At 69.7% G+C, this 22,722-nt stretch carries 21 protein-coding genes; 4 read left to right on the top strand and 17 right to left on the bottom strand.

Going from position 1 to position 22,722, the window contains the following annotated elements:
- Positions 1–40 precede the first annotated feature (40 nt).
- The 10 genes from tolB to J7357_RS09560 form a co-directional block, all read right to left on the bottom strand.
- A complete protein-coding gene (gene tolB / locus J7357_RS09605; RefSeq protein ID WP_010344310.1) occupies positions 41–1,360 on the bottom strand; it encodes a Tol-Pal system beta propeller repeat protein TolB in 1,320 nt (439 codons plus the stop codon).
- Positions 1,361–1,531: 171 nt separating this feature from the next.
- The gene (tolA, locus tag J7357_RS09600) at positions 1,532–2,533 is read right to left on the bottom strand and encodes a cell envelope integrity protein TolA (RefSeq protein ID WP_209245943.1); all 1,002 of its coding nucleotides are present in this window, start codon (positions 2,531–2,533) and stop codon (positions 1,532–1,534) included.
- Positions 2,523–2,960 carry a protein TolR gene (gene tolR / locus J7357_RS09595; RefSeq protein ID WP_017907449.1) on the bottom strand — a complete coding sequence of 146 codons (438 nt, stop codon included), beginning with the start codon at positions 2,958–2,960 and terminating at the stop codon, positions 2,523–2,525. The genes tolA and tolR overlap by 11 nt, the downstream gene beginning before the upstream one ends.
- Positions 2,961–2,997: 37 nt before the next feature.
- Entirely contained in the window at positions 2,998–3,774 is a 777-nt protein-coding gene (gene tolQ / locus J7357_RS09590) for a protein TolQ (protein WP_010344313.1), read from the bottom strand.
- Complete coding sequence (gene ybgC / locus J7357_RS09585; protein ID WP_209245942.1) at positions 3,771–4,244, bottom strand: tol-pal system-associated acyl-CoA thioesterase; 474 nt, start codon at positions 4,242–4,244, stop codon at positions 3,771–3,773. The genes tolQ and ybgC overlap by 4 nt, the downstream gene beginning before the upstream one ends.
- 39 nt (positions 4,245–4,283) lie before the next feature.
- Complete coding sequence (ruvB, locus tag J7357_RS09580; RefSeq protein ID WP_209245941.1) at positions 4,284–5,321, bottom strand: Holliday junction branch migration DNA helicase RuvB; 1,038 nt, start codon at positions 5,319–5,321, stop codon at positions 4,284–4,286.
- 182 nt (positions 5,322–5,503) lie between these two features.
- Positions 5,504–7,345 carry a potassium transporter Kup gene (locus tag J7357_RS09575; RefSeq protein WP_234006659.1) on the bottom strand — a complete coding sequence of 614 codons (1,842 nt, stop codon included), beginning with the start codon at positions 7,343–7,345 and terminating at the stop codon, positions 5,504–5,506.
- Between the two features lie 134 nt (positions 7,346–7,479).
- Complete coding sequence (ruvA, locus tag J7357_RS09570) at positions 7,480–8,064, bottom strand: Holliday junction branch migration protein RuvA (protein ID WP_017907444.1); 585 nt, start codon at positions 8,062–8,064, stop codon at positions 7,480–7,482.
- 235 nt (positions 8,065–8,299) lie between these two features.
- The gene (ruvC, locus tag J7357_RS09565) at positions 8,300–8,902 is read right to left on the bottom strand and encodes a crossover junction endodeoxyribonuclease RuvC (protein ID WP_244663467.1); all 603 of its coding nucleotides are present in this window, start codon (positions 8,900–8,902) and stop codon (positions 8,300–8,302) included.
- 82 nt (positions 8,903–8,984) lie between these two features.
- On the bottom strand, positions 8,985–9,719 hold the full coding sequence (locus J7357_RS09560; protein WP_209229715.1) for a YebC/PmpR family DNA-binding transcriptional regulator: 735 nt from the start codon (positions 9,717–9,719) through the stop codon (positions 8,985–8,987).
- 281 nt (positions 9,720–10,000) lie between these two features.
- On the opposite strand from J7357_RS09560, the gene J7357_RS09555 reads away from it, so the two are divergent.
- Positions 10,001–10,903, top strand: coding sequence for a hypothetical protein (locus J7357_RS09555; RefSeq protein ID WP_209245940.1), 903 nt, complete (start codon positions 10,001–10,003; stop codon positions 10,901–10,903).
- An 81-nt stretch (positions 10,904–10,984) separates the two neighbouring features.
- Here the strand turns inward: J7357_RS09555 and J7357_RS09550 are convergent, their stop codons facing one another.
- The 5 genes from J7357_RS09550 to aspS form a co-directional block, all read right to left on the bottom strand.
- Positions 10,985–11,611 carry an alpha/beta fold hydrolase gene (locus tag J7357_RS09550; RefSeq protein WP_209245939.1) on the bottom strand — a complete coding sequence of 209 codons (627 nt, stop codon included), beginning with the start codon at positions 11,609–11,611 and terminating at the stop codon, positions 10,985–10,987.
- A 7-nt stretch (positions 11,612–11,618) separates the two neighbouring features.
- Positions 11,619–11,930 carry an I78 family peptidase inhibitor gene (locus J7357_RS09545; RefSeq protein ID WP_244667391.1) on the bottom strand — a complete coding sequence of 104 codons (312 nt, stop codon included), beginning with the start codon at positions 11,928–11,930 and terminating at the stop codon, positions 11,619–11,621.
- 97 nt (positions 11,931–12,027) lie between these two features.
- Entirely contained in the window at positions 12,028–12,546 is a 519-nt protein-coding gene (locus J7357_RS09540) for a GNAT family N-acetyltransferase (protein ID WP_209245938.1), read from the bottom strand.
- A 3-nt stretch (positions 12,547–12,549) separates the two neighbouring features.
- On the bottom strand, positions 12,550–12,852 hold the full coding sequence (locus J7357_RS09535) for a DNA primase (protein WP_209245937.1): 303 nt from the start codon (positions 12,850–12,852) through the stop codon (positions 12,550–12,552).
- A gap of 33 nt (positions 12,853–12,885) precedes the next feature.
- Positions 12,886–14,637: an aspartate--tRNA ligase gene (gene aspS, locus J7357_RS09530; RefSeq protein WP_209245936.1), complete on the bottom strand. Its 1,752-nt coding sequence runs from the start codon at positions 14,635–14,637 to the stop codon at positions 12,886–12,888.
- 157 nt (positions 14,638–14,794) lie between these two features.
- Between aspS and J7357_RS09525 the strand changes: the two genes are divergently transcribed.
- On the top strand, positions 14,795–15,742 hold the full coding sequence (locus J7357_RS09525) for a DUF3011 domain-containing protein (protein WP_209245935.1): 948 nt from the start codon (positions 14,795–14,797) through the stop codon (positions 15,740–15,742).
- A 175-nt stretch (positions 15,743–15,917) separates the two neighbouring features.
- Here J7357_RS09525 and J7357_RS09520 read toward each other — a convergent pair whose 3' ends face one another.
- Both J7357_RS09520 and J7357_RS09515 read right to left on the bottom strand, forming a co-directional pair.
- Positions 15,918–16,256, bottom strand: a complete 339-nt coding sequence (locus tag J7357_RS09520; protein ID WP_209245934.1) for a zinc ribbon domain-containing protein — start codon at positions 16,254–16,256, stop codon at positions 15,918–15,920.
- Between the two features lie 71 nt (positions 16,257–16,327).
- Positions 16,328–17,611: a cation:proton antiporter gene (locus J7357_RS09515; protein ID WP_209245933.1), complete on the bottom strand. Its 1,284-nt coding sequence runs from the start codon at positions 17,609–17,611 to the stop codon at positions 16,328–16,330.
- A 425-nt stretch (positions 17,612–18,036) separates the two neighbouring features.
- On the opposite strand from J7357_RS09515, the gene J7357_RS09510 reads away from it, so the two are divergent.
- Both J7357_RS09510 and J7357_RS09505 read left to right on the top strand, forming a co-directional pair.
- Complete coding sequence (locus J7357_RS09510; RefSeq protein ID WP_209245932.1) at positions 18,037–20,433, top strand: TonB-dependent receptor; 2,397 nt, start codon at positions 18,037–18,039, stop codon at positions 20,431–20,433.
- 70 nt (positions 20,434–20,503) lie between these two features.
- Positions 20,504–22,690, top strand: a complete 2,187-nt coding sequence (locus J7357_RS09505) for a phospholipase C, phosphocholine-specific (RefSeq protein WP_209245931.1) — start codon at positions 20,504–20,506, stop codon at positions 22,688–22,690.
- The last annotated feature ends 32 nt before the right edge of the window (positions 22,691–22,722 follow it).

The raw sequence follows: 22,722 nt of genomic DNA, 5'->3' as shown, positions 1-22,722 counted from the left end.
GAGGGGTTCAACAGCGAAATATTAACACCAAACTTACATGTCAACGTGCGGTGCGATACGGCGACCAGGACGGCTCGCGCACGTCGCCATCGGCGAGCACCAGGCGCTGCCGCACGCGGGCATCGGCCGAGACCGCGTACAGCACGCCACGGCCGCCTTCACGCGCTGCATACAGCACCATGCTGGCGTTGGGGGCGAAGCTCGGCGACTCGTCCAGCGAGCCGGTCGACAGCGTGCTCCAGCGCGGCGAACCCAGGCTGCGGTCCATCATCGCGATCTTGTAGGTGTTGCCGCTGCCCTGGGCCACGACCAGCTTGTTGCCGTCGAAGGACACGCTCGGGGTCGCGTTGTAGTTGCCCTGGAAGGTGATGCGGGTGGCGCTGCCGCCGGTGGCCGGCACCTGGTAGATCTGCGGGCGGCCGCTGCGGTCGGAGGTGAAGTAGATGCTGTTGCCGTCCGGCGCCCAGGTCGGCTCGGTGTCGATGCCGAAGTGGTTGGTCAGCTGGGTCAGCTGCTTGCTGCCCAGATCCATCACGTAGATCTCCGGATTGCCGCTGCGCGACAGCGCCAGTGCCAGCTTCTTGCCGTCCGGCGAGAACGACGGGGCGCCGTTGATGCCGCGGAAGCTGGAGACCAGCTGGCGCGCACCGGTGGCGATGTCCTGGATGTAGATCGACGAGTTGCCGCGCTCGAAGCTCACGTAGGCCAGCTTCTTGCCGTCCGGGCTCCAGTTCGGCGACAGCAGCGGCTCGGCCGAGCGGACGATGGTCTGCGGGTTGTAGCCGTCGGAGTCGGCCACCATCAGCGCATAGCGCATCGCCCCGCCCTTGCCGCTGGCGGTGACGTAGGCGATGCGGGTCCAGAACGCGCCGCGCACGCCGGTGATCTTCTCGTAGATGGCATCGGCCATCTGGTGGGCGACATCGCGCATGGCGTTGGCGCGTGCGGTCATGGCCAGGCCGAGCATGCGCTCGCCCTTGCCCACGTCGAACAGTTCGTACTCGACGCGGTAGGCACCTTCGCCGGCGTCCATCACCCGACCGACGACCAGGTAGCTCTGCTTCAGCGCGCGCCAGGTGGCGAACTGCACTTCGCTGCCGCGGGTCGGCCGCTCGACGATCTGCGACTCGGGCAGGTTGCGGAACTGGCCGGAGCGATCCAGGTCGGCGCGGACCACGGCGGCGACATCGGTGCTCGGCGGGGTCGCCGAGCCCTGGTACGGCATCGGCACGACGGTGATCGGGGTCGCCGAGGCATTGCCGCCGACGATGTCGATTTCCAGGCCCTTGTCCTGCGCGGACGCGGCGAGAGGCAGCAACAGGGCGGTGAGAACGGCAAGCCAGCGCGGCAGTTTCTTCATGGGTCGCTCAGCAGGATCGGAAAGGCGCAAGAGATAGCAATGCGCGGGTGAACGTATTCGCAATCATGAACCATCGCCATGTGAAGCCGATGGCAGGACGCTCTCCATTATCGCCCATCGCCTGTCCGATGGATGGCCGACGGCGCGCGAACGCGGCGGTGGCCGTCGGGCTCATTGGTCCTGGGCAGTGAAGTTGAAGGTCAGATTGCGCGCGAACACGGTCTCGAAGCCGCGGTAGGGCAACGGCTGGGCGCGCAGCACCGCGGCCTCGATCGAGCGGCGACCAGCCTCGTCGTAGGGGCAGTCGGGGCTGACCTTGGCCTGCATGACCTGACCACCGGGAATCTGCGTGATCGAGATCTTGCACTTCTGCCCCAGCGGCACCGAGTCCGGGCGCACCCACTGGCTCAGCACGGCCTGCTGGATCGCCGCGGCGTACTTGGCCTGCAGGTCGGTATTGGTGCCGTTCTGGCCCGGCGCCTGCTGCGGCGTGGTGGCCGAGGCCGCCGATGCCTTCTTCGCGTTCAAGTCGGCGATCTGCTGCAGCTTCTGCTGGGCCAGTTGCGCCTCGCGCTCGAGCTTCTCGCGCTGCTTGCGGATGTCGGCGATCTTTTTCTGCCGCTCCTCTTCCTGCTGCGCGGCCAGGCGTTGCTTCTGCTCGGCCTCCTGCTGGCGCTTCTGCTCGGTCAGGTCGATCTGTTCCTGGCGGCGCTTGGCCTCCTGCTCCTGCTTCTCCTTTTCCTGGGAGATCGCGGTGCGGGTGGCGCGGTCCTGGTCGACCTTGTCGGGCACCGGGACGAAGTCCTGCGCCTTCTGCTGCTGCGGGGTCGGCGCCTGCTGCGGCTTGGGCGTGGGCAGCGGCTGCGGCGGCGGCACAGTGTCTTCCTCGGCGACGTCCTTGACCGGTTCGGGCAGCGGCTCGGGCAAGGGCTTGGGCGCGTCCTTCACCGCCTTCTGCGCCGAGCGCACGTCGGCGGCCGAGACCACCAGCGAGGCCTCGACCATCGGCGAACCGGCGGCCGGTTCGACCTGACGCACCGGCGACCACCACCAGGCCAGGAAGAACAGCAGCGCGATCAGCACATGCACCAGCAACGCCAGGGCGACCCCGAGGATCAGGCCCTTGTCGTCGCCGCGCGGCTGCGGCGGGCGGAAATCGGCTTCAGCGTGCATTGTTTCCGGGCTGACTCATCAGGCCGACCTTGGGCACGCCGGCCTGCTGCAGCATGACCATGGTGTCCATGACCAGTTGATAGTTCGAGGTGCCGGGCGCGGCGACGAACACCGGCACGTCCTTGTTCTGGCCGACGAAGGCCTGGATCTTCGCCTTCAGCTCCGGCGCGGCGATCTTCTCCGGCTTGCCGTCCTGCAGGGTCAGGGTGTAGCGGCCTTCGGCATCGACGGTGACGATCACCGGGTCCTTCTTGCTCTCCACCGAGCGCGCGGTGGAATCGGGCAGGTCCACGTCCACGCTCAGGCTGAGCAAGGGCGCGGTGACCATGAAGATGATCAGCAGCACCAGCATCACGTCGATGTACGGCACGACGTTGATCTCGGACTTGAGCTTGCGGCGCTTGCGGCGGGAAATGGCGGCAGTCATGCGGGAATCCTGGGAGTCGTGGGCAGGCGGGCGACGCTCAGTCGCCGCTGGCCTGGCGCTGCAGGATGGAGCTGAACTCTTCGGAGAAGGTCTCGAAGCGCACGGCCAGGCGCTCGACCCGGGTGGTGAAGCGGTTGTAGGCCCACACCGCCGGGATCGCCACGAACAGGCCGATGGCGGTGGCGAACAGCGCCTCGGAGATGCCCGGCGCGACCGCGGCGATGCCCGCCTGCTGGCCGCTGTTGATCATGTCGTGCATGGTCACCATGATGCCGAACACGGTACCGACCAGGCCCACGTAGGGCGCGGTGGAGCCGATGTTGGCAAGCAGTTCCAGGTTGCGCTCCAGGCGGTCCACTTCGCGCGCATAGGTGGCACGCATCGCCCGCTGCGCGCCTTCCAGCTGGATGCGTGCGTCGAGCCGGCGCTTGTCGCGCAGGCGGGTGAACTCGCGGAACCCGGCCTCGAAGATCGCCTCCAGCCCGCCGACCACGCGATTGCGGTCGGTGGCGCCGGCGTAGAGCTTGCTCAGGTCGGTGCCGGACCAGAAGCGGTTCTCGAAGTCGTCGGCCTCGCGGTTGGCGTTCTTGAACACCTTGCCCTTGCGGAAAATGATGACCCAACTGATCAGCGAGCCGAGCAGCAGCAGCAGCACGATCACCTTGACCGGCAGGCTGGCCTTGACCATCAGGTCCAGATAGTTGATGCCGCCGTGGGCGGCGGTGCTGGCGACGGCCTGGGTGGCGGTTTGGGTCACGTCCTGCGGCAGCGCCTCCACCACCGTGTCCTGCAGGGCCAGGAGCAATGCGATCATCCGTCGTTCCTCAGTAATTCGGCTTCAGTGATTTCAAGAACTTTCAATGCATCGTGCAGCGCGTCGTTCATGCCGCGCGGGCGGAAGCTGCCGGCGCTGAGCGCCGCCACCCGCACCTGCGCGCGCAACAGCAGCTCCCCGTCGTCGCGGCGGATCGACTGCGCGAACACCAGGCTGGCGCGCTTGCAGTGCGACAGCGCGACGCCGACCTGCAGGGAATCGTCCAGGCGTGCCGGGCGCAGGAAGTCGAGCTGCATCGCGCGCACCGCGAACACCAGATCGTGTTGCAGGCGCAGACGCTCCTGACCATACCCCAGTGCCCGCAACCACTCCGTGCGCGCCCGCTCCAGGAAGGCCACGTAGCGCGCGTGGTAGACCACGCCACCGGCGTCGGTATCTTCCCAGTAGACGCGTGTCGGCCAACTGAATAGCCGGGAATCGGGAACGGGGAATGGGGAATCGGCAATCAAGCGCGGCGCTCCTGTCGGTAGCTGGGTAACCAGAACATCCTAGAACAGCGCCCCCGATTCCCCATTCCCGATTCCCAACTCCCGGCTCTTGGGCTGCAAGCCCAAGTGCAGATAGGCCTTGTTGGTCGCCATGCGCCCGCGGGCGGTGCGGATCAGGTAGCCCTGCTGGATCAGGTAGGGCTCGATCACGTCCTCCAGGGTGCCGCGCTCCTCCGACAGCGAGGCGGCCAGCGACTCGACGCCGACCGGGCCGCCGTCGAAGTACTCGATGATGGTACGCAGCATGCGCCGGTCCAACTCGTCGAAGCCCTCGGCGTCGACCTTGAGCATCTGCGTGGCGGCCTGCGCCACCGCCAGGTCGATCTGCCCGCCGGCGCGCACCTGGGCGAAGTCGCGGACCCGCCGCAGTAGGCGGTTGGCGATGCGCGGGGTGCCGCGCGCGCGGCGTGCGATCTCGGCGCAGCCGTCGGCGTTGCAGGCGATGCCGAGGATGCTGGCGGAGCGGCGCACGATCTGCGCCAGCTCGTCCGGGGTGTAGAAGGCCAGGCGCTGGACGATGCCGAAGCGGTCGCGAAGCGGCGCAGTCAGCAGACCGGCGCGGGTGGTGGCGCCGATCAGGGTGAACGGCGGCAGGTCGATCTTGATCGAGCGCGCGGCCGGGCCCTCGCCGATCATGATGTCGATCTGGAAGTCTTCCATCGCCGGGTACAGCACTTCCTCGACCACCGGCGACAGGCGGTGGATCTCGTCGATGAACAGCACGTCGTGCGGCTGCAGGTTGGTCAGCAGCGCCGCCAGGTCGCCAGCCTTCTCGATCACCGGGCCGGAGGTGACCCGCAGGTTGACCCCCAGCTCGTTGGCGATGACGTGGCTCAGCGTGGTCTTGCCCAGGCCCGGCGGCCCGAAGATCAGCACATGGTCCATCGCCTCCCCGCGCGCCTTGGCCGCCTCGATGTAGATCGACAGCTGCTCGCGCACCGGCTGCTGGCCGAGGTAGTCGTCCAGCCGCTTGGGGCGGATGCTGGCCTCGGCGACCTCATCCTCGCGGGTGGCGCTGCTGGCGATGATGCGGTCCATGGAAAGCCGGGAATGGGGAATCGGGAATGGGGAATCGAGCGGACAATAGTAGCGGTTGGCGGCACGGCTGGCGCCTACTTTGATGGTCGCCGCCTGGTTTCAGGCCGAACGCCGCGGCCGTTGCCTTTCCCTATTCCCCATTCCCGCTTCCCCATTCCCAAGGCCGCGACACCGTCGCGGCCTCAGATCTCCACCTGCGCGCCCAATTCCACCAGGCGGTTGCCGGGGATGCGGAAGAAGCCGGTGGCGGGGGCGGCGTTGCGGTGCATGACCGCGAACAGCTTGTCGCGCCAGATCGGCATGCCGCGGTTGGCGCTGGCCACGATGGTCTCGCGGCTGGCGAAATAGGTGGTGTCCATGGGGTCGAAGTAGATCCCGCCCTGGTCGCAGGAGCGCATCAGCGCCAGCGGCACGTCCGGGGTCTCCATGAAGCCGAAGCGCACGTAGACGCGATAGAACTCGTCGCCGATCGCGTCGATCTTCAGCCGCTGCCCGGCCGCCGCGTACGGCACCTGCAGGGTTTCCACGGTCAGGAACACGTTACGCTCGTGCAGCACCTTGTTGTGCTTGAGGTTGTGCATCAGCGCATGCGGCACCACCATCGGATCGGCGGTCAGGAACACCGCGGTGCCGGGCACGCGCACCGGCGGCGCCAGCATCAGCCCGGGCAGGAAGGTGTCGAGCTTGATGCCGTCCTTGCGGATCTCGTCGTGCAGCAGCTTGCGGCCGCGGCGCCAGGTGCGCATCAGGGTGAACAGGATCAGGCCCAGCAGCAGCGGGAACCAGGCGCCGTCCAGGAACTTGATGATGTTGGCGTAGAAGAACGCGCAGTCCACCGCCAGGAACACCAGCGCGAACAGCCACAGCAGCGGCGCCGGCACGCGCGGGTTGGCGCGCGCGTAGATCACCATCAGCACGGTGGTGATCAGCATGGTGCCGGTGACCGAGACGCCGTAGGCGGTGGCCAGCGAGGTCGAGTCGCCGAACCCGATCACCGCCACCACCACCAGCGCCAGCAGGCACCAGTTCACCGCCGGCACGTAGATCTGGCCGATGGTGGAGTGCGAGGTGTGGCGGATGTGCATGCGCGGGATGTAGCCCAGCTGCATGGCCTGGCTGGCCACCGAGTAGGCGCCGGTGATCAGCGCCTGCGAGGCGATCACCGTGGCCGCGGTGGCCAGCACGATCATCGGGTACAGCGCCCACTCCGGCACCGCCTCGTAGAACGGGTTGCTGACCGCGGCCGGATCGCGCAGCACCAGCGCGCCCTGCCCCAGGTAGGTCAGGGTCAGCATCGGCAGCACCACGCACTGCCAGGAGCGGCGGATCGCCTTGGCGCCGAAATGGCCCATGTCCGCGTACAGCGCCTCGCCGCCGGTCACCGCCAGCACCACCGCGCCGAGCACGAACACCGCGTGCCAGTTGTGTTCGGCGAAGAAGCGCACGCCCCACCAGGGGTTCAGCGCATGCAGCACTTCCGGCGCCCGCGCCATGTTGTAGACGCCGATCGCGCCCAGCGCCACGAACCAGACCAGGGTGATCGGGCCGAACGCCTTGCCGACCCGCTCGGTGCCGTAGCGCTGGGCCATGAACAGCATCCCCAGCACCACCAGGGTGATCGGCACCACGAACGGCTCCAGCTTGGGCGCGGCCACCTCCAGGCCTTCCACCGCCGACAGCACCGAGATGGCCGGGGTGATCACACCGTCGCCGAAGAACAGCGAGGCGCCGAAGATGCCGAGGATGCCGACCACGTACATCGAGCGCGAGCCGCCCGGCAGGGTCCGCTGCGCCAGCGCGGTCAGCGCCATGATGCCGCCCTCGCCGTCGTTGTCGGCGCGCATGATCACGGTGACGTACTTGACCGTGACCACCAGCATCAGCGCCCAGAACACCAGCGAGAGGATGCCCAGCACGGTGTCGTGGTCCGGGGTCAGCCCGTAGTGCGGCGAGAACGCCTCCTTGAGCGTGTACAGCGGACTGGTGCCGATGTCGCCGAAGACCACGCCGATGGCGGTCAGCATCACCCCCAGGCCCGTTTTGGCATGCGGATCGTGGCTGCCCGGGCGGGCGGCGGAACTGGAGGAGCTGGACATGGTGGGAAGAGTAGCGCCAGAACGTGAAGAAAGAGCGGGGAGAAGCCGGGCCGACCGGGCGGTCAGCGCAGCGCCGCCTGCAGGGCCTTGCGGATCACCGTGGCGACCTCGTCGCCGTCGGCGGCGGCGTCGCGCGCCATCTTCGCCGCCTCGGCCGGCTTGTAGCCGAGCTGCTGCAGCGCCACCGTGGCCTCGGACACCGCGTCGGTGCCCAGTTGCCCGGTGATCGGCGCACCGCCGCTGAAGTCGGCCGCGCGGTCGCGCAGCTCCACCACCATGCGCTCGGCGGTCTTCTTGCCGATGCCGGGGATGCGGGTCAGCGCGGTGACGTCGGCGGCGGTGATCAGCCGCGCGAACTCGTCGACGCTGACCCCGGACAGCACCGCCAGCGCGATCTTCGCGCCGATCCCGCTGACCCGCTGCACGTCGCGGAACAGGCGCCGCTCGCCCTCGCGCAGGAAGCCGTACAGCGACACGCTGTCCTCCTTCTGCGCATAGTGGGTGAACAGGATGACGTCGCGGCCGACATCGGGCAGGTCGTAGAAGGTGCTCATCGGCGCCTCCAGCTCATACCCCACCCCACCCACATCGATCACCAGCCACGGCGGCTGCTTGTAGGCCAGGATCCCGCGCAGACGGCCGATCATTGGGCGCCTCTTGCGAGGCGCCGGGAATAGGGAAACGGGAATGGGGAATGGAAAAAGCGGAGGACCGCTTCACCGCTCCTGCTGTTCCGACTCCCGATTCCCGATTCCCGATTCCCGGCCCCTGCGAGGCGCGGGGAATGGGGAAACGGGAATGGGGAGTGGAAAAAGCGGAGGACCGCTTCACCGCTTCTGCTGTTCCGATTCCCGATTCCCGACTCCCGATTCCCGGCCTTTGTCATTTTCTACTCCACGCCTGCTGCGTGCTGACGCCCAGGCGCTGCGCGGTGGCGCGCACGTGGGCATGGGTGATGGCGACGGCCAGCGCGTCGGCGGCGTCGGCCTGAAGTTTGCCGGTCAGGCTCAGCATGAGACCGACCATGTGTTGCACCTGTTGTTTCTCCGCCGCGCCCTTGCCGACCACGGCGAGCTTGATCTCTTTTGCCGCGTACTCGTGCACCGGCAGTTCGCGCAGCACCGCCGCGCAGATCGCCGCGCCGCGGGCATGGCCGAGCTTCAGCGCCGCGTCGGCGCTCTTGCCCATGAACACGCGTTCGATCGCCACTTCCTGCGGCCGGTATTCCTCGATCAGCGCGTCCAGCCCGTGCAGCAGGCGCTTGAGCCGCAGCGCGAAGTCGCCCTCGCCCAGCAGCACCAGCGGCGCATGGTGCACGTGCCGGGTACGGCCGGCCGCGTCCACGTCGATGATGCCCACGCCGGTGCGTTGCGAGCCGGGGTCGATGCCGAGGATGCGCGTGGTGGTGGAGCCGGGATTGGGGATTCGGGAATCGGGAATCGGGAAAGCAGCGCCCGTGCGGGCAGAAATGCCCGTGGCAGCCATCGACGTCTGCGATGCCTCCGGTGGCGGCACGGCGTTCTTCCGGGTTCCGGGTCTTGGGCCCCGGGCCCCGGCGGTCATGGTCTCAGCCCCCGTCACTCAGGGCGGCCTGGTCCACGTTGGAATAGACGTTCTGCACGTCGTCCAGGTCTTCCAGCATGTCCAGCAGCTTGCGCACCTGCACCGCAGTGTCGCCGTCCACGGCGATGTCGTTGTCGGCGCGGAAGGTGATTTCGGCGTGGTCGGCGGCCAGGCCGGCCGCGTCCATGGCGTCCTTGACCGCCTGGAACGCCTCCGGCGCGGTCAGCACGTCGATCGCGCCGTCCTCGGGGTAGACCACGATGTCGTCGGCGCCGGCCTCGATCGCCACCTCGGTGATCTTCTCCTCGTCGGCGCCGGCGGCGAAGCTGAGCACGCCCAGGCGCTTGAACATGAAGGCCACCGAGCCGTCGGTGCCCATGTTGCCGCCGCACTTGCTGAAGGCGTGGCGCACGTCGGCCACGGTGCGCACGCGGTTGTCGGTCAGGCAGTCGACGATCACTGCGACGCCGCCCGGGGCATAGCCCTCGTAGCGCACTTCCTCGTACTCCACGCCTTCCAGTTCGCCGGTGGCCTTCTTGATCGCACGCTCGATCACGTCCTTGGACATGTTGGAGGCCAGCCCCTTGTCCATCGCCACGCGCAGCCGCGGGTTGTTGGACGGATCGCCGCCGCCGGCGCGCGCGGCGACGCCGATCTCGCGGATGATCTTGGTGAAAATCTTGCCGCGCTTCGCATCGGATGCGTTCTTGCGGGCTTCGATCGAGGGGCCTCTACCCATGGGGCGTTCCGGACAGTTGTAAGGACAAGGCGCGGATTTTACCTGATGCAGCGCACATCCCGCGGCCCGGACGGGCCGACGACCGACCGGCGCAGGCGCCTGCGCGTGCGTCCCGTCTCCGGTGGCGCCTGGCGCTCGGGGCGCGCCGGCCCGTGGTGGCCGTCAAACCTCGGCGCACTGTCTACCCCTGCGCGCGGACTGCCGCCAAGACTGTAGCGCCCCACTGGGAGGCTGAACGCGCAAGCCGCGCCCGCTTTCCATCGCATCGAAGGAGATCCCACATGTCCCGCAGCACGCCCCTTCCCACCCGGTTCCTGTCGCTGGCCCTGCGTTGCCTGGGCCTGGCCGCCCTCGCCGCCCCGGGCCTCGCCAGCGCCCAGACCGATGCCTTCCGGGGACGCTACAGTGCCGGCGTCAGCACCTATGCGATCAGCGGCCAGGAGCCCCGCGCGGCCGGCAAGTACCCGGTGTACGTGCATATCGGCGGCACCGGCGAGAACTACCAGAGCAATTGGGCGATGGCCGCGGTGAATGCCGCGGCCGCCAAGGGCTTCGTGGCCGCCTCGGTGGAGTACGACAACGCCAGCTTCGGCAGCTGCAGCGTCATCGGCAACCGCGCCAAGGCCATCTTCGATGCGCAGAATCTCAACAGCGCCATCGCCCAGCTCTGCGCCCGCGACAAGGCCGACTGCTCCAAGGGCGTGGTGACCGGCGGGCTCAGCCAGGGCTCGATCATCTCGGTGCTGGCGCACGACTACGAGCCCCGGGTCGCCGCCTCGTTCGGCCAGGGCACCGGCGCGACCTACACCGCCTACTACAACCTGGCGTCGTGCATCGCCGACGGCAACCATTCGCTGCCGTCCGATCGCCTGCGCATCATCAACGGCGAGCGCGACATGTTCGTCGGCGGCACCGAGAACATCGCCCGCACGCAGGCGCAACTGGTCACCGGCCTGCGCTGCGACGGGCAGCAGTCGTGCTTCCGCAGCAACGGCAGCGGCTGGTACGTCGTCAAGGATCGCGAGGTGCAGGACCTCTACGCAGACCACTGCTTCATGGGCTTCGGCGGCTATCCGGGCACCCAGTGCGCGGGCGTGCTGGTCGACGGCAACTACCGCAGCGGCACCGCCGCCTGGGCGCTCAACCCCACGCTGGACTGGTTGAAGACCTTCGTGACGCCGTAAGCGGCGGCATCGCCCCTACACCGGCGCCACGCGGTCGCGGTGGATCGCAATGCGGCGCATTGGGTTCTGGCAGGCGCCGGCTCAGGCGGCGAAGCGGCCGTCGCGCAGGAACGCGGCGGTCTGCCGCGCGGCTTGCATCGAGAACAGCAGGCCGCTGTGGCTGGCGCGGACCTGGCAGTGATCGCTCAGGCCGGGCACGCGGGTCTCGGCCAGCGCCACGCTGCCGTCGGACGCCGGCCCGAGCGCGGCAAAGCGCGCGCCGAGGCCGCGGGCCACCGTGCCGGCGACCATGCCGACCTCGGCCACCCCATCCCAACCCGCCACGCCCCGCTGCAACAGCGCCGCACTGCGGCCCAGCGCCCGCCCGAGCCGCCGTTGCGCCAGGGCCCGCGCGGCGGCACTGCCGGCCAAGGGGCTGCCCAGGCACACCACCCGGGTCACCGGCAGTGTCGGCGCCTGCTGCAAGGCCTGCAACGCGATCAGGCCGCCGAGGCTATGCCCGACCAGGGCAACCGGCCCCGCGGCTGACAGTTGCTCGATGCGCGCGTGCAGCCGTGGAAGCGCGGCCTCGGCGCCGCCGAACGCGGTCGAATAGCCGAAGCGCGCGACGCGCCAGCCCTCGCGGCGCAGGCGCAGCGCCAGCGGCAGCAGCCACGGCCGCGCGTTCCAGATGCCATGCAGCAACAGCACCTGCGGCGCGGCGGCCATGCGCGGCTCAACCGCAGGTGGTGCGAACGATGTGGTTGCTGCCATCCAGGAACACGTTGAGCCGGTCCAGGCGCAGGTCGCGGGTCACCGCCTGGCCCGGCGCGATCGGCCGTACCACGCCGGCCCCGCTCTCCTTCCAGACCCGGCTCATGGTTGCCTGGGTGGCCTCCTGGCCCACCGCCCAGGCCACGGCCTCGACGTTGCAGCGACCGTCACCCTGCACGCTCGGCCCGCCACTGGCCGGCTGCAACTTGGCCGGTGGCGCGCACGCGGCCAGCAGCGGCAACACGGCGGCGACTCCCATCCACGGTCGGAACATGGCGCGCTCTCCTCAAGCTGGACAGGCCAGCACTCTAGCGCGCCTTCGTTGCCGTGGCGTCGACGCGGCGGCGCCCGGGCGCGCCCGGCTGCAGGCGTCAGCCCGCGCGCGGCGGCCGGCGCAGGATGAATTCGAGATCGCGCACCTGCCCCACCGGGAATTCGTAGGTACCGACTTTCTCGAAGCCGTAGCGCGCGTAGAACCGCTGCGCGCCCAGGTTCTCCGACCACACGCCGACCCACAGCGTGCGCGGGCCGTCGCGCTCCAGCCAGGCCAGGGCGGTCTCGAACAGCCGCGCGCCCCAGCCGCCGTTCTGGTGCGCGCGCAGCAGGTACAGCCGCTTCAGTTCGCCGTCGCCAGGCGTCACGTCGGGATGCGGCAGGCCGCAAGGGCCGGCGGCGGCGTGTCCCACCACCTGGCCGTCATGTTCGACCAGCCAGATCGCGTAGTCCGGATGCGCCAGCACCACCTGCGCGCGCTCGATCGAATAGGCTTCGTCGAGGAAGGCCTGCAGGTCCTGCGCAGGATACAGATGGCCGAAGGTTTCGCAGAAGGTGGCCGTGGCGATGCGGGTCACCGCCGCGGCATCGTCCGGCGTGGCACGGCGAATCAGCACGACTCAGCGCGCCGGGTGCGCGGCGTCGGCGTCGGCCTCTTCGCCGTCGTCCTCGTCCTCGTCGTCGCCTTCTTCCTCGTCCTCCTCTTCCTCCTCGTCTTCCTCGTACTCGTAGTCGTCCTCGCCGAAGTCCTCGCCATCCCAACGGCCTTCCGGATCCGGCACGAACGCCAGCGGCGCGTTGGCGCCGCTGCCGGCACGCACCAGCCAGCCGCCGAACACGCGCGCGCGCTGGGTGACGATGGCGTCCACTGCGCCCTCGTTGCCGAGGGTTTCCCACTCCAGATTGAATGCGGTCTCGCTCATGTGTCGGCCTGCGCTACGGTTGGAAGAAAGGGATCACTGCGCCTGCGGGCGCACCTGCACGTGCACTTCGGCCAACTGCGCGTCGGCGATCGGCGACGGTGCGTCGGTCATCAGGTCCTGCGCGCCGGTGGTCTTGGGGAACGGGATCACGTCGCGGATCGACTCGGTGCCGGCCATCAGCGCGGCGATGCGGTCGATGCCGAAGGCGATGCCACCGTGCGGCGGCGCGCCGTAGTTCAGCGCGTCCAGCAGGAAGCCGAACTTGGCGCGCGCTTCCTCGGCGCCGATGCCGAGCAGCTCGAACACCGCGCTCTGCATGTCCGGGCGGTGGATACGAATCGAACCGCCGCCGATCTCGTTGCCGTTGAGCACCATGTCGTAGCCGCGCGACACCGCGGTCTTGGCGTGGGTGCGCAGTTCGGCGATGTCGTCCACGGCCGGCGCGGTGAACGGGTGATGCAGGGCGACGTAGCGCTGCGCCTCCTCGTCCCACTCGAACATCGGGAAATCGGTGACCCACAGCGGACGCCAGCCGTCGGCGACCAGATTGAAGTCCTTGCCGGCCTTCAGGCGAAGCGCGCCCATGAAGTCGGAGACCTTGCCGTAGGCGCCAGCGCCGAAGAACACGATGTCGCCGTTGCCGGCACCGACGTGGGCGAGCAGCGCGGCGAAGGCGGCCTCGCCGAAGAACTTCTGGATCGGCGAGCTGATCTCGCCGCTGTCGGCGATCTTGATGTAGGCCAGGCCCTTGGCGCCGTACTTGGCGGCGTGCGCGGCGTATTCGTCGATCTGCTTGCGCGAGAGGCTGGCGCCGCCGGGAATGCGCAGCGCGGCGACGCGGCCGTCGGGGTCGGCGGCCGCCGCACTGAACACGGCGAAATCGCTGTCCTTGACCAGCTCGGCGACGTCGGTCAGTTCCAGCGCGATGCGCAGGTCCGGCTTGTCCGAGCCATAGCGGCGCATGGCCTCGGCCCAGGTCATGCGCGGGAATTCGGCGGCCAGTTCGACATCGACCACTTCCTTGAAGATGGCGCGGACCATCGCCTCGACGAAGTCCTGCACGTCGCGCTCGCGGACGAAGGCGAACTCCATGTCGAGCTGGGTGAACTCGAGCTGGCGGTCGGCGCGCAGCGCCTCGTCGCGGAAGCAGCGGGCGATCTGGTAGTAGCGGTCGAAGCCGGCCACCATCAGGATCTGCTTGAATAGCTGCGGCGACTGCGGCAGCGCGTAGAACTCGCCCGGGTGCATGCGCGCCGGCACCAGGAAGTCGCGCGCGCCTTCCGGGGTGGCCTTGGTCAGGATCGGGGTCTCGATGTCCTGGAAGCCGCGTTCGTCCAGGTAGCGGCGCAGCGCCTGCACCAGCTTGATGCGGGTGCGCTGCATGCGCTGCATCTCCGGGCGGCGCAGGTCCAGATACCGGTACTTCAGGCGGGTTTCCTCGCCCGGGTTCTCGTGCGCGTGGAACGGCAGCGGCGCGGCCTTGTTGAGCACGGTGATGGCGGTGGCGATCACCTCGACCTTGCCGCTGCGCAGCTTGTCGTTGACCGCATGCCGCGGGCGCACTACGCCCTCGACCTGCAGCACGTCCTCGTAGCCGAGGCTGGCGGCCACCTTGAACACGTCTGCGTTCTCCGGCTCCACCATCACCTGCACGATGCCTTCGTGGTCGCGCAGGTCGATGAAGCACACGCCGCCGAGGTTGCGGGCCACGTCGGTCCAGCCGGCCAGGGTGACGGTTTGGCCGATCAGGGTCTCGTCGACCAGGCCGCAGAAGTGGGTACGCATCGCTAGCTCCAAACAGGGGGCGGCCGGCGCAGAAGGCGCCGGCAAGCCCGGTATTCTGCGGCGGCGCGTCGGCCCGGGCAAATCGCGCATGACTCATCCTGGCTTAAGTTGGCCTGCGGCTATAGTCCGCGCACCATTCACGGGGAGGAGAGAACCCATGTTGAAGCCCCTTGGCACCTGGCTGGTGATCGCCGCGCTGGCCCTGGCCAGCGCCCCGGCCGCGGCCCAGAGCGCCCGCGCCTATGCCCCGCAGGACCTGCGGCAACTATCGGTCCCCGGCCGGGTCCGGGTGATCGAACGCGAGTACGCCGACCAGTCGCGCGGCCGGCAGATCCCCGACGACCAGCTCGAGTTCTATCTGGACCAGATCGACCGCGGCTGGAGTTTCGGCAACATCCAGCAGGACATCGCCACCTCGCTGCGCGGCAGCGGCGGCGGCTGGCGGCAGGAACCGGGCTTCGACGGCCGCACCGTCGCCTGCTCCAGCAACGACCGCCGGCGCCAACAGTGCGCGACCCCGTTCCGCGGGCCCGCCCGCTTGGTCGGCACCCTCTCCGATTCGCCCTGCATCGAAGGCCGCACCTGGGGCTCGGCGCCGGGCGTGGTGTGGGTGGACCAGGGCTGCCGTGGCCGCTTCGTCGAGGGCCGTGGCGCTCCGGGCGGCAACTGGGGCGGTGGCGGTGGCGGCGCGGCCGGCACCGTGCGCTGCGAAAGCCAGGACCAGCGCCAGCGCATCTGCCCGACCGGCTGGCGCAACGCCATGCTGGTGCGGCAGCTGTCGGACACCCGCTGCATCGAAGGCCGCACCTGGGGCTCGCGCGATGGCGCGGTGTGGGTCGACGACGGCTGCCGCGGCGAGTTCGCCGAGGGCCGCGGCGGCGGCGGCTGGGGACCGGGCCGGCCGCCATTGGACAACGGCTACACGGTGACCTGCAGCAGCGACGACAAGCGCCTGCGCACCTGCGCCTGGGACCGCCGCCAGGGCCGCCCGGTGCTGATCGAACAACTGTCCGGCACCACCTGCGCGGAAGGCCGCAGCTGGGGCTACGAAGGCAATACGGTGTGGGTCAACGGCGGCTGCCGGGCGCGCTTCGGGGCGCGCTGAGCCAGGCGAATGCGGGCCGCGCGCAATGTCTGGCGGCCCGATGCTCGGCGTGAGACGTCGATTTTGAGGGCGGCTCGTGCCCTTTTTGGATTACCGCGACCGGGTGATGCCCGGTCGCGGCTGAAGCCGCTCCTACGAGGAGCGCGTGCCTGGCGCGACTTGGCAAGGCCGGAACTCAGGTCGCCGCAGGCTTGGCCGCGGCAGGCGCCGGTGCCGGCGTGGCGGCGGCGGCCGGCTTGGCCGGTGCATCGGCAGCTGGCGCGGCCGCGGGCTTGCTGTCCCCGCTGCCCCCCGTGCTGCCCGACTCGGCGAGGTTGCGCTTCTTGTCGCCGTCCTTCTTGAAGTCGGTCTCGTACCAGCCGCTGCCGGACAGGCGGAACGCCGGCGCGGTGAGCTGGCGCTTGACCGCCGTAGCGGAACAGGCCGGACAGGTCTCCGGATCGGGATCGGACAGTTTCTGCAGGCGGTCGAAGCTGTGACCGCATGCGGCACATTGGAAAGCGTAGATCGGCATGGCGGCAAAAACGCGAGAGCAACGGAGGCGGCCAGTATGGGGGCCGCACGCCGGCTTTCAAGCGTCCCGGCTCACGCCGGCCCGGGCTGGGGGCGCGGCGCGGTCTCCGGCGCGCCCGCCAACGGCGTCGGTGCGTCCACCACCGGCGCCTCGGCGACCGGCTCATCCGGTGCCGTCGGCACCTGCGCCGACGCGGCATCTGCCGGCGCGGCCGGCGCCGTCTCCAACGGACTGACGTCGAACGGCATGCGCAGCAGCAGCGCCGGCAGCAGCGTGGTCAGGGCCGCGTACAGCAGCAGGGCGCCGAACAGCGCGTCGGCGATGGCGAAGCGGTCGCGCAGGATGCCGGCCAGGACCAGGGTGAAGATCAGCGTCGGCGACAGCGCCAGCGACACCCGCAGGCTGCTACGCGCGCCTTCGCCGAACAGCACCCGCCGCTGCAGCCAAAGAATGCCGATGCGCAGCGGCAGCACGCAGGCCGTCATGGCCAGGCCCAGGCCCAGCGCCTGCAGGCTCAGCGCCCCGCTCGGCACCTTGGTGCCGGCGTTGAAGAAGTAGAACGGCACGAAGAACGAGGCGAACAGGCGCACCGCCTGCAGGTTCTCGTCGGAGGCCAGCAGCGGCATGCGCTGGCGCAGCAGCCGCGCCACCAGCCCGGCGATGAACGCACCGACCAGGTAGTACACGCCCAACGAATAGGTGATGTAGGCGGCGATCAGCCCGACCATCACCAGCAGCGAGAACTCCGACCCCGGCGCCTGCGGCGCCACCCAGCGCCCCAGGGCCACGAACAGCAGCGGCAGGCCGACCAGCATCGCCACCAGCGCCAGGCTGGACAGGCCCATCTGCCAGGGATCGCCGGCCTGCAGGATCACGAACAGCGCCGCCAGCGCCAGCAGCTCGCCGGCGATGGCCTTGCTGGTGACCCAGAAGCGTTCTTCCTCGTCCAGCCCCAGCCGCCCCAGCGACTCGATGATGAAGCCGGTGGATGGGGTCAGCAGGGCAAGCGCCAGCAACCCGGCCGCCTGCCACGGCAGCGCGGCGTAGCGCCAGGCCAGCCAGCCGACGCCGAACAGGGTGGCACCGCGCACCACGAGGTGCAGCAGCAGCGGCCACAGGCCGCGGCGCAGCGCCTTCGGGTCCACCTCCAGGCCGGCGAACAGGAACAGCGAGGAGATGCCGAGCGTCGCCAGCAGGGTCACCACCGGATCGTGCGCACGCGGCCCCATCGCCAGCATCGCGATGATGCCGAACAGCAGGCAGGTCAGCGGCGCCGGCATCTTGAACCGCTGCAGCGCGCGCGGGATCACCAGCAGGGCGAAGATCAGCAGCAGGTAGATCAGTTCGTGGCTCATCGGGCAGGAGATTCCGGTGGGGACCCGCCAGCGGCGGCAGCGGCGATGATGCCGGGTCGGCCGTGTGCTGCGCCATCACGGCGGAGCCCCGGCTGCGGTCGCGCCACCGCGCGGCGCCTGCGTGCGCCCCGCGGAGGACACATCCTCGCTGTGGCGAATCCGCATCGCCTGCCGGCATCCGTGCCCGACACGCACCGTCAACACCGCACGCGCCGCGCACTGCGACACCGTGCCGGACAGCCGCGCACACGCAGTGGCTCCGCCGCAACCGCCAGCCACCCGTTGCCAATGCGCGTGGCTCCGGGTCCCGCACCGCACGCGATTCATGCCGATTTGCGCATGGTGCACGGATTCGCAAGATCCCGGTCACACGCACGAAACCGCCCGGCACGACCATGAGCGCCCCTCACGCAGCTGCGCAACCGATGACCGTTTCGGCGTATTTCCGCACCCCTTCTCCGACCCTGCTGGCCCTGGCGCTCGCCGCCAGCATCGCCTGTGCCCACGCCGCCGAGGCCACCGACGCAGCAGAGACCGCCGCGCCTGCCGACAGCAGCGACCAGGTTTCCACCCTCGACCAAGTGCAGGTGCTCGGCCAGGCCACCACCTACGCCAAGATCAACGTCAGCAAGGAGGCGCTGGACCGCCAGTTCGCGATGAGCAGCGTCAACGACGCGCTCAACGAGCTGCCTGGCGTGATCGCCACCGAGGCCGATGCGTTCGGCTCCTCCGACTGGGGCACGCAGATCAGCATGCGCGGCTTCGTCACCAACCGCGACGACCAGCAGATCGGCACCACCATCGACGGCGTGCCCAACGGCGGCTCGGCCTACGGCGGCGGTTCCAAGGCCAACCGCTTCATCGATACCCTGGACCTGGAGACGGTGGAGGTCAGCCAGGGCACCGCCGACATCGCCTCGCGTTCCAACGAAGCGCTGGGCGGCACCCTCAACTTCCTCACCAGCGAGCCGCTGGACCAGCAGCGCGTGCGCCTGGCCTTCGGCATCGGCGACAACCAGGCGCGCAAGTACTACGCGCGCTACGACAGCGGCGACCTCGGCGGCACCCGCGCCTGGGTCAGCGGCTCGCACGCCAGCAACGACGACTGGATCGACGGCAGCGGCCACACCACCCGCGATCACCTCGCAGGCAAGTTCGTCAGCGACCTCGGCGCGTGGACGCTCAGCGGCTACCTGTCCTACGACGATGCCAACGAGTCGGAATACAGCAGCGTCACCCCGGCGCAGTTCGCCACCGATCCGGACCACGACCTGCTCACCGGCACGCTCACCGGCATCCCCTACTACGACCAGAACTACCGCTCGGGCTCGCGCGCGCTGCGCAAGAACACCTTCGGCTACCTGCGCGGCCTGTTCGACGGCGGCAACGGCTTCAAGGCCACCCTGACCGGCTATGCGCACCGCATGCAGGGCCGCGGCGACTGGATTCCGCCGTACCTGGTCGACGTCACCAACGATGGCGCCGGCCAGCCCGAGTCCGAATACACCGGCGGCCACACCGTGTACGGCGGCAGCGCCCTGGGCAAGCTCTACTTCGTCACCCCGAGCGGCGCGGCGGCGAGCATGCTGCCCGGCTGCGCCGACACCGCGACGCTGCCGGCCGAGTCCAACCCGGCCTGCTACCCGGCCGGCTCGCTGCCGGTGCAGTCCTACCGCCACAGCCACTACGACAACCAGCGCGGCGGCGTCACCGCCGACGTGGAATGGGCGCAGGATTTCGGCGGGCTGCACAACACCGTGCGCGGCGGCCTGTGGCTGGAACGCTTCGACCGCAGCGTCACCCGCGACTGGCACCGCCTGCTCAACGTCGGCACCAACATCGCCTTCGACCACGTGCCGTACTGGGTGCAGTTCAAGGACGACTACCGCACAAACGAGCAGATGTACTACGTCGAGGACGTGATGCGCTATGGCGACTTCGCCTGGCGCGTGGGCGTCAAGCAGTTCTTCGTCGACCAGACCCGCGACCGCCGCATCGGCGACGCCGCGCACATCGAATCGGATTCGCACTCCGATCCGCTGTTCTCCGCCGGCCTGACCTGGACCACGCCGCTCAAGGGCGTGGAAGCCTTCGCCGGCTTCTCGCAGAACTTCGCCGCGATCCCCTCCGGCGTGCTCGGCGAGACCGATCCGCTGGTGCTGAGCAAGGTCAAGCCGGAAACCGCCGACAACATCGAGGTCGGCCTGCGCATGAGCCGCTGGCCGCTGACCGGCAGCATCACCCTGTACGACATCCGCTTCGACAACCGCATCGTCTACGTGCCGGCCAACTTCGTCACCGGCATCGACTACCTGGGCGAGACCGACGGCGTCTACGAGAACTTCGGCGGCGTGCACGCGCGCGGCGTGGAGCTGGCGCTGGGCTACGCCTGGGACAACGGCTGGCGGCTCAACGGTGCCTACACCTACAACAAGGCCACCTACCTGGGCAGCGGCAACGCCGCGCGCGACCAGGCGCTGGAGATCGCCCCGGGCTCGCAGGTGATCGGCCAGCCGCGGCAGACCCTGGTGCTGTCGGCCGACTGGCAGGGCCAGCGCTGGCACGGCGGCCTGTCCGGCCGCTACCTGGGCCGGCGCTACCTGGACGCGGCCAACAGCGCGGCGCTGGATGCGGTGACCACCTTCGACGCCAACCTCGGCATCGCCCTGGGCGGACTCAGCCCGCAACTGCAGCAGGCCAAGCTGGACCTGGTGATCAGCAACCTCACCGACAAGCGCTACCTCAACGGCGTGGACGGCAGCGACAGCGCCTTCATCGCGCCGCCGCGCACCGTCGGCCTGACCTTCATGGTCGACCTGTAACCGGCGCCGTGGCAGTCTCGCGGCGGCGGCCGATCCCGGCCGCCGCCGCATTGCGTTTCCCCGGACCACCATGACCGACCAGACCCGCCGCCGGCTGCTCCGCGCCGGCCTCACCGCCAGCGCCGCCTCCCTGCTGCCGCCGAGCATCGCCCGCGCCGCGGCGATCGCCCCGGACGTGCGCAGCGGCACCCTCGACGACCTGCAGCACGTGGTGATCCTGATGCAGGAGAACCGCGCCTTCGACCATTACTTCGGCAGCCTTCCCGGCGTACGCGGCTTCGGCGACCGTTTCCCGATCCCCGCCCCGCCGCTGCCCGACACCGCACCGCGCACGGTGTGGCTGCAGCCCAGCGCCGACGGCAGCCGCCAGCTCGCGCCGTTCCCGCTGCGCACCGCGCGCGACTTCGCCACCATGCGCGTGCAGGGCACCCCGCATACCTGGCCGAACGCGCAGCAGGCCTGGGACCACGGCCGCATGGGCCAATGGCCGGCGGCCAAGCGCGACCACGCACTGGCCTACTACGAACGCGACGACCTGCCGTTCCAGTTCGCCCTGGCCGACGCCTTCACCATCTGCGACGCCTACCACTGCGCGATCCAGGCCGGCACCAATCCGAACCGCGTGTTCCTGTGGACCGGGCAGAACGATCCGCATGCGCGCGCCGGCGGCCCGGCGATCGCCAACTCGCACGACAACTTCCCGGAACTGGGCGGCGACCCGGACGACTATCGCTGGCCCAGCTATGTCGAGGCGCTGCAGCAAGCCGGCGTGTCCTGGCAGATCTACCAGGACATGGCCGACAACTTCACCGACAACCCGCTGGCCGGCTTCGCGCCGTTCCGTGCGGCCTGGCGCGGCGCGCCCGGGCACGATCCGCAACTGCGCGCACGTGGCGTGTCCAGCCGCAGCCTCGCCCAGTTGCGCGAGGACGTGCTGGCTGCGCGGCTGCCGTCGGTGAGCTTCATCATCGCCGACGCCGCCGGCAGCGAGCATCCGGATCCGTCCAGCCCGGCGCAGGGCGCGGCCTACACCGCGCGCGTGCTCGATGCGCTGACCGCCGACCCCAAGGTGTGGGCACGCACCGCACTGCTGCTGATGTTCGACGAGAACGACGGCTTCTTCGACCACGTGCCGCCGCCGGCGCCGCCCTCGCCCTCGTCGTCGCTCGATCCGGCCATGACCGCGGCCGGCGGCTGGGCCGGCGCCTCCAGCGTCGACACCGATGGCGAATACCACCTGCATCCTGCGCCTGGCGATGTCAAGGCCGATCCGCCGGAACTGCGCGGACGCCCCTACGGCCTCGGCCCGCGCGTGCCGCTGTACGTGATCTCGCCGTGGAGCCGCGGCGGCTGGGTGGATTCGCAGGTCTACGACCACACCTCGGTGCTGCGCCTGCTGGAACGCCGCTTCGGCGTCGCCGCCAGCGGCGTGAGCGCCTGGCGCCGCGCGGTCTGCGGCGACCTGCTCGACGCCTTCGATTTCCGCCAGGCCGATACCCGCCCATTCGTCGCCGACCTGCCCGACGTGCGCGAGGCGGCCGCGCGCGCCGCCGCATTGCGCGACCACGCGCTGCCGCCACTGCCGACGCAACTGCAGGCGCCACGACAGGCCTTCGGCGTGCGCCGTTCGCGCGCACTGCCGTATCGGCCGACGGTGCAGTTGCAGTACGTGCAGGCACGTGGCGAGGTGCAGTTGCGCATGGCCAATACCGGCGCCGCGGCGGTGCTGCACGTCTACGACCGCTACGACCTGGCCGCACTCCCGCGCCGCTACACGGTCGGCGCCGGCGCGACCCTGGACGGCACCTGGACCACCTACGACGGCAGCTACGACCTGTGGCTGCTCGGCCCCAACGGCTTCCATCGCCACTACCGCGGCGACCTCAGCGCCCCGCTGCTGCAGGCCGAGATCGTCCAGAACCCGACCGACGCGCAGGCGCTGTGCCTGGTCCTGCGCAACCCGGGGACCGCGCCGCTTAGCGTGTCCCTGGAACCGGCCGCCTACGCCCAGGCACAACCGCGCCAGCGGGTGACGCTGGCGCCCGGCGCCGAGCAGCGTCTTCGCTGGAGCGCCAAGCCAAGCGGCGGCTGGTACGACCTGTGGCTGGTCCAGGACAACGCCAGTCAGCGCCTGGCCGGCCGCGTGGAAACCGGCAAGCCCGGCATCAGCGACCCGGCGATGGGCGGATCGGCGCGGCTGTATCAGGAGCCCGCCAGAGGCGGGCGGGATTGGGGAGTCGGGATTGGGGATTCGTGACAACGTCCGGGATTTGGGATTGGGGATTCGTG

The organism is Xanthomonas sp. D-109, from assembly GCF_017746095.1.
Lineage (GTDB): Bacteria > Pseudomonadota > Gammaproteobacteria > Xanthomonadales > Xanthomonadaceae > Xanthomonas_A > Xanthomonas_A sacchari.
This window is presented reverse-complemented; position numbering and strand designations above follow the sequence as displayed.

Coding starts and splice junctions, on each gene's coding strand:
- tolB (WP_010344310.1), bottom strand. CDS start 1,360: ATGAAGAAACTGCCGCGCTGGCTTGCCGTTCTCACCGCCCTGTTGCTG.
- tolA (WP_209245943.1), bottom strand. CDS start 2,533: ATGCACGCTGAAGCCGATTTCCGCCCGCCGCAGCCGCGCGGCGACGAC.
- tolR (WP_017907449.1), bottom strand. CDS start 2,960: ATGACTGCCGCCATTTCCCGCCGCAAGCGCCGCAAGCTCAAGTCCGAG.
- tolQ (WP_010344313.1), bottom strand. CDS start 3,774: ATGATCGCATTGCTCCTGGCCCTGCAGGACACGGTGGTGGAGGCGCTG.
- ruvB (WP_209245941.1), bottom strand. CDS start 5,321: ATGGACCGCATCATCGCCAGCAGCGCCACCCGCGAGGATGAGGTCGCC.
- J7357_RS09575 (WP_234006659.1), bottom strand. CDS start 7,345: ATGCTGACCGCCATCGGCGTGGTCTTCGGCGACATCGGCACCAGTCCG.
- ruvA (WP_017907444.1), bottom strand. CDS start 8,064: ATGATCGGCCGTCTGCGCGGGATCCTGGCCTACAAGCAGCCGCCGTGG.
- ruvC (WP_244663467.1), bottom strand. CDS start 8,902: ATGGCTGCCACGGGCATTTCTGCCCGCACGGGCGCTGCTTTCCCGATT.
- J7357_RS09560 (WP_209229715.1), bottom strand. CDS start 9,719: ATGGGTAGAGGCCCCTCGATCGAAGCCCGCAAGAACGCATCCGATGCG.
- J7357_RS09555 (WP_209245940.1), top strand. CDS start 10,001: ATGTCCCGCAGCACGCCCCTTCCCACCCGGTTCCTGTCGCTGGCCCTG.
- J7357_RS09550 (WP_209245939.1), bottom strand. CDS start 11,611: ATGGCCGCCGCGCCGCAGGTGCTGTTGCTGCATGGCATCTGGAACGCG.
- J7357_RS09545 (WP_244667391.1), bottom strand. CDS start 11,930: ATGTTCCGACCGTGGATGGGAGTCGCCGCCGTGTTGCCGCTGCTGGCC.
- J7357_RS09535 (WP_209245937.1), bottom strand. CDS start 12,852: ATGAGCGAGACCGCATTCAATCTGGAGTGGGAAACCCTCGGCAACGAG.
- aspS (WP_209245936.1), bottom strand. CDS start 14,637: ATGCGTACCCACTTCTGCGGCCTGGTCGACGAGACCCTGATCGGCCAA.
- J7357_RS09525 (WP_209245935.1), top strand. CDS start 14,795: ATGTTGAAGCCCCTTGGCACCTGGCTGGTGATCGCCGCGCTGGCCCTG.
- J7357_RS09520 (WP_209245934.1), bottom strand. CDS start 16,256: ATGCCGATCTACGCTTTCCAATGTGCCGCATGCGGTCACAGCTTCGAC.
- J7357_RS09515 (WP_209245933.1), bottom strand. CDS start 17,611: ATGAGCCACGAACTGATCTACCTGCTGCTGATCTTCGCCCTGCTGGTG.
- J7357_RS09510 (WP_209245932.1), top strand. CDS start 18,037: ATGACCGTTTCGGCGTATTTCCGCACCCCTTCTCCGACCCTGCTGGCC.
- J7357_RS09505 (WP_209245931.1), top strand. CDS start 20,504: ATGACCGACCAGACCCGCCGCCGGCTGCTCCGCGCCGGCCTCACCGCC.